Consider the following 7,555-nt stretch of genomic DNA (forward strand, 5'->3'; position numbering starts at 1 on the left):
GGTGGATTTCTACATAATAAGGGCTTTTGTAGGATAAAAAATCTAAAAATACTATTATATTCAAACAATTTCAGAAAAAAATAGAGACATTCTTTTAGAGCAACGGAGAAAATTTCATGGAAAAGACCGAAAGTATTTTAGAAGCCCGAAACAGAATCATTCAGGCTCAAAGAGAAGCAGCGAAAAACCCTGATCACCCGATTAATGATGGGCTTAAAGCACACTTTGAAGAGAGGAAACAAAAGCTGGCAGCATTAAAGTCCAAATAGTTTTCTGTCACGATCTTCGGTCAAATACTGGTTCAGGCCAGCGAGTATTTTTTGTTTCTGCGCTTCATCTTCCATTTGTTTCATCAAGAAAGAACCCAGTAAAATTTTACGTCTAGTGTCGTCCTTTCTTTCTTGTGCTTTTTGTTTTGCCTTTTCTCTTGCTAAAGCAGCCTGTTTTTGCGCTTTTAACTGGTTTAACTTCTCTTGTTGTTTTGCAATTTTCTGATCTAAAGATTCAATACCCATTTTGATTCCAAAGCCTTTTAAAAAACCATTAGAGCATAGGATACCTGCCATTGAGATTCAATGCCTTCCTAAGCTATAATGGTTTTCCCGAAGGGCGCACTTTCCCAAACTTAATTTCATTAGTTTGGAAGTACGAAAGGGGATACCCCTTTACCCCCTAAAATTATTATTGGTTATTGTTGATTTTTAAAAACGGAAAAAGACAAAAGAAAAAATGGCAATTTATCATTTTTCAGTGAAGAACATTAGCAGAGCAGATGGGCGAAGTGCCGTAGCTGCTGCTGCTTATCGTTCGGGTGAAAAATTGATAGATGAACGGCAGGGAAAGGAACAGGATTACACCAAAAAAACAGGCGTGGAACTCAAGAAAATCTATGCCCCTGAACATACAAATCCTGAATTGCTAGACCGCAACCAACTATGGAACAAAGTAGAAAAAGTTGAGAGCCGCAAAAACTCACAACTGGCAAGAGAGTTTGAAATTGCTTTCCCGCAAGAACTCAATCAAGAGCAACGGCAAAAGATGCTTGATGAGCTATGTAAAAAAATTGTAGAGCGTCATGGGGTTGTGGTGGATGCAGCTATTCATACCCCACATACAGCCAGTGGAAGCGATGAACGCAACCATCACGCCCATATCTTACTGACGACCCGCAGCATCAACGAGCGTGGGGAACTAGGGAACAAAACAAGAGAATTTAACGATCACGGCAAACAACAGGTTGAACACTGGCGAGAACAGTTTGCCGAGTTATGCAATCACCATCTGGAACAAGTCGGCAGCCTAGAACGTGTCGATCACCGCAGTTACAAGGCACAAGGCTTAGGGCTTGAAGCCACACAGCACGAAGGCAGCAAGGTTACACAACTTCGCAGACAGGGCATAGATACTGAAATCAGCCTGAAAAACGATGCTATTAAGGCTAGAAATGCTGAAAAACTGGCAAATGAGCAATTAATTAAAGGGCTAGATCAAGAAATCATTTTGGCCGATAAGATTTTAAGCGACCTAGAGAGCCTAAAACGCCCACAAAGAGAGCTTGAGCAATCAGGACAAGCAAACGTACATATTGAACCTAAAAACGCCTTAGAACGCAAAATAGAGCCATTCAACAGCATTCTTGATCACTTGCAGAAAGATTTAGAACATGCACATGCGGAAAAAGCCGTTTTAATCGCAGAAATTGAGAAAATTCAGCAAACCTTGCAAGACATGGAAACTAACAAGCCTAAAGAGAAGTTTTTAGGGCTTATCACCACATCTGAATTTTTGCATTGGAAAGAGGACTATTTAAAACTAAAAAGCACCCTCGACACGCAAAAAAACAAGCTATCTGCTGCCACCTCAAATATTTGGCAAGTCGAGCGAAAAATTGAAAAAGAGTCTGAAAAATCAAAATTTTTTGATGAAAAGACAGAGAATAAATTAGATTTTAATACGTTATATCAATCTCTAAACCATGATCAAAAACAGGCGTATAACGCTCTAAAAAACCAGCTTGAGCAAAGATTTAATAACCCGCATTTAGAGCAAAAATTGGCACAGGTACAAGCCAAATTTGTAGAAAAATATAAAGAAAATCCAAACTTTGCTGTACCACAAAAAGAACCACAACAAGACTTAGTCCGTGGTTCATCACAGGCTAAAGATTCTAGTAGAGGTCGTTAAGCCTATCCTTTTTGTCTTTTAATTAAGAATATTTAAACAATATCAATATTTTATTAGCGAGTGTCTACGAGCGACACAACGAAAAGTTGCGCCTAGACTCCCTGAAAAACCGTTTTTAAGTGCCTTGAATCCTAGAAAACTCATATTTCCATGCAGACATTAGCACCTAGACCGAGCGAAGCGAGTGAAAAAAACTATGAGCGAAGCGAATTCATAGTTGCTTTTATGGACTTCTCAATGTGATTAGCCAAAAAATTGCCCCAAAGAATCGAGCGAAAGCGAGATTCAATAGAGTTTGAGCGTAGCGAAAACATAGGGCAATTTTTCATGACAGTAGATAGTTATCCACAAGTTTTTTTAATTTCTTCCTTTTTTATTTTTTTTATTATTTTTAAATGTTTTTAGCCCCCCTTCAAAGCTAATAGTCATAAGGGTTTGTGACTATTAAAGGGGACGGATTGTCGGTGAAAGGGGACGGATTGTCGGTGAAAGGGGGACGGATTGTCGGTGAAAGGGGGACGGATTGTCGGTGAAAGGGGACAAATAAGAAAGTTGTCCCTTTATTGATTGACTTAAAACTAGGACAATGTTAGAAAAGTCCTAATTAGTTTTAATAAGGACAATTTGTCGGGTGAATAATGATCTAGTTGTAATGGACAATTCCATCGTTAAAGCATCATATAATTTAAGTGTTAGTGAACAGCGTTTGCTCTTATCGGCATTAGCACAAATACCTAAAAACCAACCAATAGACCCTAAACAAGCGTATTACATTACAAGAGAGGACTTTATTAGGTTAGGTGCCAATGCTGATCAAGCAACAAGAGATATTCGAAACGCTACTAAAGATTTAATGAAAAAGACTTTACTCATTGAAACTAATGCAGGGATTTTAGAATTTCATTGGCTATCAGAGGTATTACGCTTTGATAAGAATGCAGATGCTCGATTAAAAGCAAAATATCCGAATCCAGAGGATTATAAAAATTATATAAATGGGTTGAGAAAATATAATTTATTAGAATCTTTGCCTTTTGGTCGACGTAGTGATGACATCGTCGCTAGACTTGTTTTTGATAGTCGAATTTTGCCTTTGCTTAGTGAATTAAAAGCGAATTTCACTCAATTTTTACTTGATGATGTTGCAAGTTTTGGCAGTGTTTATAGCTTCCGCTTTTATCAAATGATGATGCAATTTAAGTCAACTGGTTACTGTAAAATTAGTTTAGATGATCTACGGTATTCTTTAGCTTTATTCGATAAATACGAAGCTACTAAAGATTTAAAAAAACGTGTAATAGATACTGCTATCAATGAAATCAATGAGAAATCACCTTATTCAGTTAAATATGAACTGATAAAAACAGGGCGTAAGTTTACACACCTAGAATTAAAATTTAAGTCGAAAAAGGGAAGTAAACCGACAGTAAAAGACTCTAAAAGAGATCCACAAACACCTGATTTATTTATTCCAATGACAGATGCTCAACGTTATTTATTTGCAGCAAAACTTTCTGAAATGCCTGAAATGAGCAAATATTCTCAAGGTACAGAGAGCTATCAACAATTTGCTATTCGTATTGCTGACATGTTTTTGGATACTGAAAAATTTAGGGAGTTACTTCCTTTACTCAGAAAAGCTGGATTTCAATGACATTGTTAATTGAAATTGTTAAGTTAACAGTCAAGTATTAACACAAGTTTAAAACTGGTTTACATAATGAAAAAACTGTCAGTTTCAGAGTTGGCCAAGCTTTACGGATATTCAAGGCAAGCCATATATGCACATATAAACAAAGGGAATTTATCTAAAGGATCTGATGGCTTAATTGACTTTGTAGAAGCCTTAAGAGTTTTTGGGGAACCACAAAAAAAAGAGACTACTGTCAATCAAAGTCAATCAATTAACAGTCAAAACTTGACAGAAGTTGACTTACTAAAACGTCAAGTTGACATACTGGAAAAACAGTTAAATCAGGCATTACTTAGAGAAAATCAATCGCTAGAACGTGAATCATTCTATCAGGAACAAATCGAAGCCATGCAACGTCTATTGGAAGCACCAAAACCCCAAATCACTCAATCTGGTGATCATGGATTGGTACAGCCTGAACTAGCGGCAGAAGCAAAAGAAGAAGCGATAGCAATGCCACCTAAAGAACCTGAAGTAATCGAAAACAAGCGAATTCCTGTTCCTGAACACGTAGAGCCTGAACCAGAAAAAAGAGGCTTTTGGAGCCGTTTTTTTAGACCCTATGATTAACCACGATTGTTTAACTGATATGAACAAAGTTGTGAAACATTGATCAAATAATAGGCGTGGAACGTGAAAAATCATAAAAAAAGCCCGAACAGGGATGTTCGGGCTATAAACTAGAAACTACAGCATTGATTTCTATAGATAATTATAACGCATTTCGTATAAGGTGTATTATGTTAATTTTAGGGAATCTTAACATCGCTGACGATTTAAACTTCTTTTTAAGACAAAAAATGAAATAAAGAGAATAGATAGGATTAATAAAAAACGTGTTACATAAATCGGAAATACTAAAGATTTCTCCCAGCGTTTACTTCCATCTGGATCGGTAATAAATACAAAATTATCATTTGAGGTGGTTTTCTGAAAAATAATTTTTTTTATCAAAATATTAGATTTTGAAACTGATTTAGTATCAATTATTTCGCCCTCTATTTTTATTATATTTTTCAATTTTTTGATCTCGCAAAAACTTTCATTTTCACTTTGTAAATATGCACAATTAGCTAAGTATTTTTTCTTATCTTCAACCAAAATTAGAGATGTCATTCTTCCCTGTTTTATATCAAAAGTAGGACTATCTAGATGAATTGGCAGCTTTGATATAGGAGTTATAAGATATGGATTCAAAAACAATATGAGCGACCAAAAAATAATTGTTGGGATTATAAAGATAAATATGTTTTTATAAAAAAATAGATATATTTGGGACGATGGAGACTGTATTTCCTCTGTAACCCAATTTCTAATGTTTCTCATGCATTTCTATTCTAAGTAGTGATTAATCATAAGCATAATATACAGTCACTTAAGTATCCTCCTCTATTTAACATAATGGCTGTTATACGAAGTCGACTTGTAATGCAATTTGCATTACAGTATTCCCAGTACATTAAACAATTGGGAGATATGATGGCTACTGTTAACTTCAGGGTCGATGAAGCCCTTAAAGAAAAGTCCTATTCCATCCTTAAAGAGCAAGGTATTGCACCTACTGATTTCTTTACCAGTATTCTTGAGTATGTTGCTACGACCGGAAAGCTACCAGTCAAAAAAGCTTTGCTTTCAGAAGAAGATGAAGAGCTATTAGCTCTTGTCCGTAAACGCATTAATGATCCTAAGGAGATGTTTGAGGAAGTCACATTAGATGACTTATAAGCTTTTACGTCACAAGGATTTCACAGCAGAATGGGAAAAACTTCCTATTGCTATAAGAGATCAATTTAAGAAGAAACTGGCCAAAGTTATAGAACAACCACATATTCCAAAGAATATGCTTAGAGGCGATCTTGCAGGTTGCTATAAAATCAAATTATTAAAAGCAGGTGTCCGACTTGTCTATCAAGTTAAAGATGATCAGGTAGTGATCCTGCTAATCACAGTCGGGAAACGAGCTGATAGCATAGTTTATGACGAAGCTAAAAAGCGCATTAATGACTAAAAATGGGAGCTTAAAGCTCCCATTTTTGATTTCGTATAAGGTGTATTATGTTAATTTTAGGAAATCTTAACCTTAAATAACTTCAAAAAACTCTTGTTGTATACCTAGTTTTCCATCTTTGTATTCAATCATATAAATTTTTATATCTTTAGAAATTCCTTGATAAGTAATTGAAATTACATATAGTTGTTGAAAGTCATCTCCTTTCTCATACAATTTTATATTAGAGACTTTTTTCCAATCAAAATCTGCAATGTTTCCAACACAACATGGTTGATAATAGGCTTCATGATTATGCCAATATTTTTCAAAATTTTTTCTTTTTAAATCAATCAAATAATACATATCGACATTTTCATGTTTATCGCCAATATGCATTTTTTCAACTTCATACATGTCTGCATAATATGATTTTAAAAAGTCAGTGATAATTTATTCTTTATGTTGTCGTATCGCCTCAGCATTCGTTATTCTATCAACCATATTTGAAAAGCTTAGTAGAATCTCAATATCTTCACGCATTTAAAATTCACATCAAAATTAAAAAATAAGAATATCTTAGTGTTAATTTGTAGTCCATTTAACATAATGGCTGTTATAAGAAATGAAAAAGCCTAGACACTGGTCTAGGCTTTAAAATTTAAAAAATAAATAAAAATCAGCATCATATACTCTGTTTTAAAACTTCGTATAACGTGTATTATGTTAATTTAGGGTAAGTTAACATTCAAATTAATAGACCCCTTGCGAAAGTATGGCTTTTATCTAATTTTTTATTAGCTAAATCATTATAAAATATAGTTGAATAATATTTAAATTTTAACCAATTTAAGAGGTCTATTCTAAATCATAAATAAAACTCCGTTCAAAAAATAGAATTTTAACCTTTACATAGGAAACCCTATAACAAGCTTTTTCATTACTAATTTCTTTTTGAAAATTATAATATTTTTTTTTAAATGGAAAACCTTTAACAACAACATCGCTCAGCAAATATTTATTACCATCAATATTTACCTCAAACTTATCAATACCATGTTTAGTTTGATATTTTTTCTCCAAAAACAAACATCCCACATTTACTTTATTTTTTATTTTATATTCTCTTGCTTTTTCCATAAGAAAATACTCCTTGGCAAAATAACCAAAATACACAACAGGAATTAGAGTTAAACAAGCAAAAATATAAAAACGAGGATAACCTTTATTAGATTCCATAAAACACCATTAAAGCTTTTTCATAAGTCATTTTTACTCAGTTCCAAATTATAGATTCCTGCAATTAAATTGAATCTTAATCCCAGTCTTTTACCACGGTTGCGATATCGTTAAGCAAGAATTTTGAAGGTTTTCAAAATCCCAAATACATGCTCAATTCCAATTCTTCTTTTTTGCTTTTAATGGCAATAGACTATTCGGATACACGGTATAGATCACTTGGTAGCCCTTATAAGGAGAAAACACCCTGCAGGAATCTGATTTAAATGGCGTTTGAATAGTTCAAAATCATGTACGGCACCACGACTCGTGCATAAACTCAGAATTTATTGAGTTTTATAATGGAGGCTGAGATTACGATGTATAGAGATAAACACCTAATCGAATCTATTTAACATAAAATCTCTTATACGCAGTTCTGTTCCTTTGCTTGGATTTCTACATGATAGGGG

Annotated in this window: 10 protein-coding genes and 1 pseudogene; 6 read left to right on the forward strand and 5 right to left on the reverse strand. The window is 34.1% G+C overall.

Annotated features, from left to right (window positions below; genetic code table 11):
* Nucleotides 1-116: 116 nt before the first annotated feature.
* Nucleotides 117-269: a hypothetical protein gene (locus VF675_RS13035; protein WP_004977125.1), complete on the forward strand. Its 153-nt coding sequence runs from the start codon at nt 117-119 to the stop codon at nt 267-269.
* Here VF675_RS13035 and VF675_RS13040 read toward each other — a convergent pair.
* Nucleotides 255-515: a mobilization protein gene (locus tag VF675_RS13040; protein ID WP_168461807.1), complete on the reverse strand. Its 261-nt coding sequence runs from the start codon at nt 513-515 to the stop codon at nt 255-257. The two genes, VF675_RS13035 and VF675_RS13040, sit on opposite strands and share 15 nt — an antisense overlap.
* Before the next feature lie 214 nt (nt 516-729).
* On the opposite strand from VF675_RS13040, the gene mobQ reads away from it, so the two are divergent.
* From mobQ to VF675_RS13055, 3 genes are all read left to right on the forward strand, one after another.
* Nucleotides 730-2,184 (forward strand): MobQ family relaxase, encoded by a 1,455-nt coding sequence (gene mobQ, locus VF675_RS13045; RefSeq protein ID WP_440205334.1) that lies wholly within the window; start codon nt 730-732, stop codon nt 2,182-2,184.
* Nucleotides 2,185-2,815: 631 nt separating this feature from the next.
* A complete protein-coding gene (locus VF675_RS13050; RefSeq protein ID WP_419326746.1) occupies nt 2,816-3,838 on the forward strand; it encodes a RepB family plasmid replication initiator protein in 1,023 nt (340 codons plus the stop codon).
* Between the two features lie 66 nt (nt 3,839-3,904).
* On the forward strand, nt 3,905-4,447 hold the full coding sequence (locus VF675_RS13055; RefSeq protein ID WP_419326745.1) for a plasmid replication DNA-binding protein: 543 nt from the start codon (nt 3,905-3,907) through the stop codon (nt 4,445-4,447).
* Between the two features lie 189 nt (nt 4,448-4,636).
* Here VF675_RS13055 and VF675_RS13060 read toward each other — a convergent pair whose 3' ends face one another.
* Nucleotides 4,637-4,993 carry a hypothetical protein gene (locus VF675_RS13060; protein WP_168399337.1) on the reverse strand — a complete coding sequence of 119 codons (357 nt, stop codon included), beginning with the start codon at nt 4,991-4,993 and terminating at the stop codon, nt 4,637-4,639.
* A gap of 363 nt (nt 4,994-5,356) precedes the next feature.
* Between VF675_RS13060 and VF675_RS13065 the strand changes: the two genes are divergently transcribed.
* Nucleotides 5,357-5,602, forward strand: coding sequence for a type II toxin-antitoxin system RelB/DinJ family antitoxin (locus tag VF675_RS13065; protein WP_000246756.1), 246 nt, complete (start codon nt 5,357-5,359; stop codon nt 5,600-5,602).
* Nucleotides 5,592-5,885, forward strand: a complete 294-nt coding sequence (locus VF675_RS13070) for a type II toxin-antitoxin system RelE family toxin (RefSeq protein ID WP_121523310.1) — start codon at nt 5,592-5,594, stop codon at nt 5,883-5,885. The genes VF675_RS13065 and VF675_RS13070 overlap by 11 nt, the downstream gene beginning before the upstream one ends.
* Nucleotides 5,886-5,957: 72 nt before the next feature.
* Here the strand turns inward: VF675_RS13070 and VF675_RS13075 are convergent, their stop codons facing one another.
* The 3 genes and pseudogenes from VF675_RS13075 to VF675_RS13085 form a co-directional block, all read right to left on the reverse strand.
* On the reverse strand, nt 5,958-6,281 hold the full coding sequence (locus VF675_RS13075; protein WP_440205335.1) for a hypothetical protein: 324 nt from the start codon (nt 6,279-6,281) through the stop codon (nt 5,958-5,960).
* Nucleotides 6,282-6,722: 441 nt separating this feature from the next.
* Nucleotides 6,723-7,103 (reverse strand): hypothetical protein, encoded by a 381-nt coding sequence (locus tag VF675_RS13080; protein WP_168417344.1) that lies wholly within the window; start codon nt 7,101-7,103, stop codon nt 6,723-6,725.
* 20 nt (nt 7,104-7,123) lie between these two features.
* Nucleotides 7,124-7,252, reverse strand: a pseudogene (locus VF675_RS13085) (IS5/IS1182 family transposase); the annotation flags it as partial.
* Nucleotides 7,253-7,555: the final 303 nt, after the last annotated feature.

It is taken from the genome of Acinetobacter sp. Lyrl_1 (assembly GCF_051948795.1).
Classification (GTDB): domain Bacteria; phylum Pseudomonadota; class Gammaproteobacteria; order Pseudomonadales; family Moraxellaceae; genus Acinetobacter; species Acinetobacter towneri.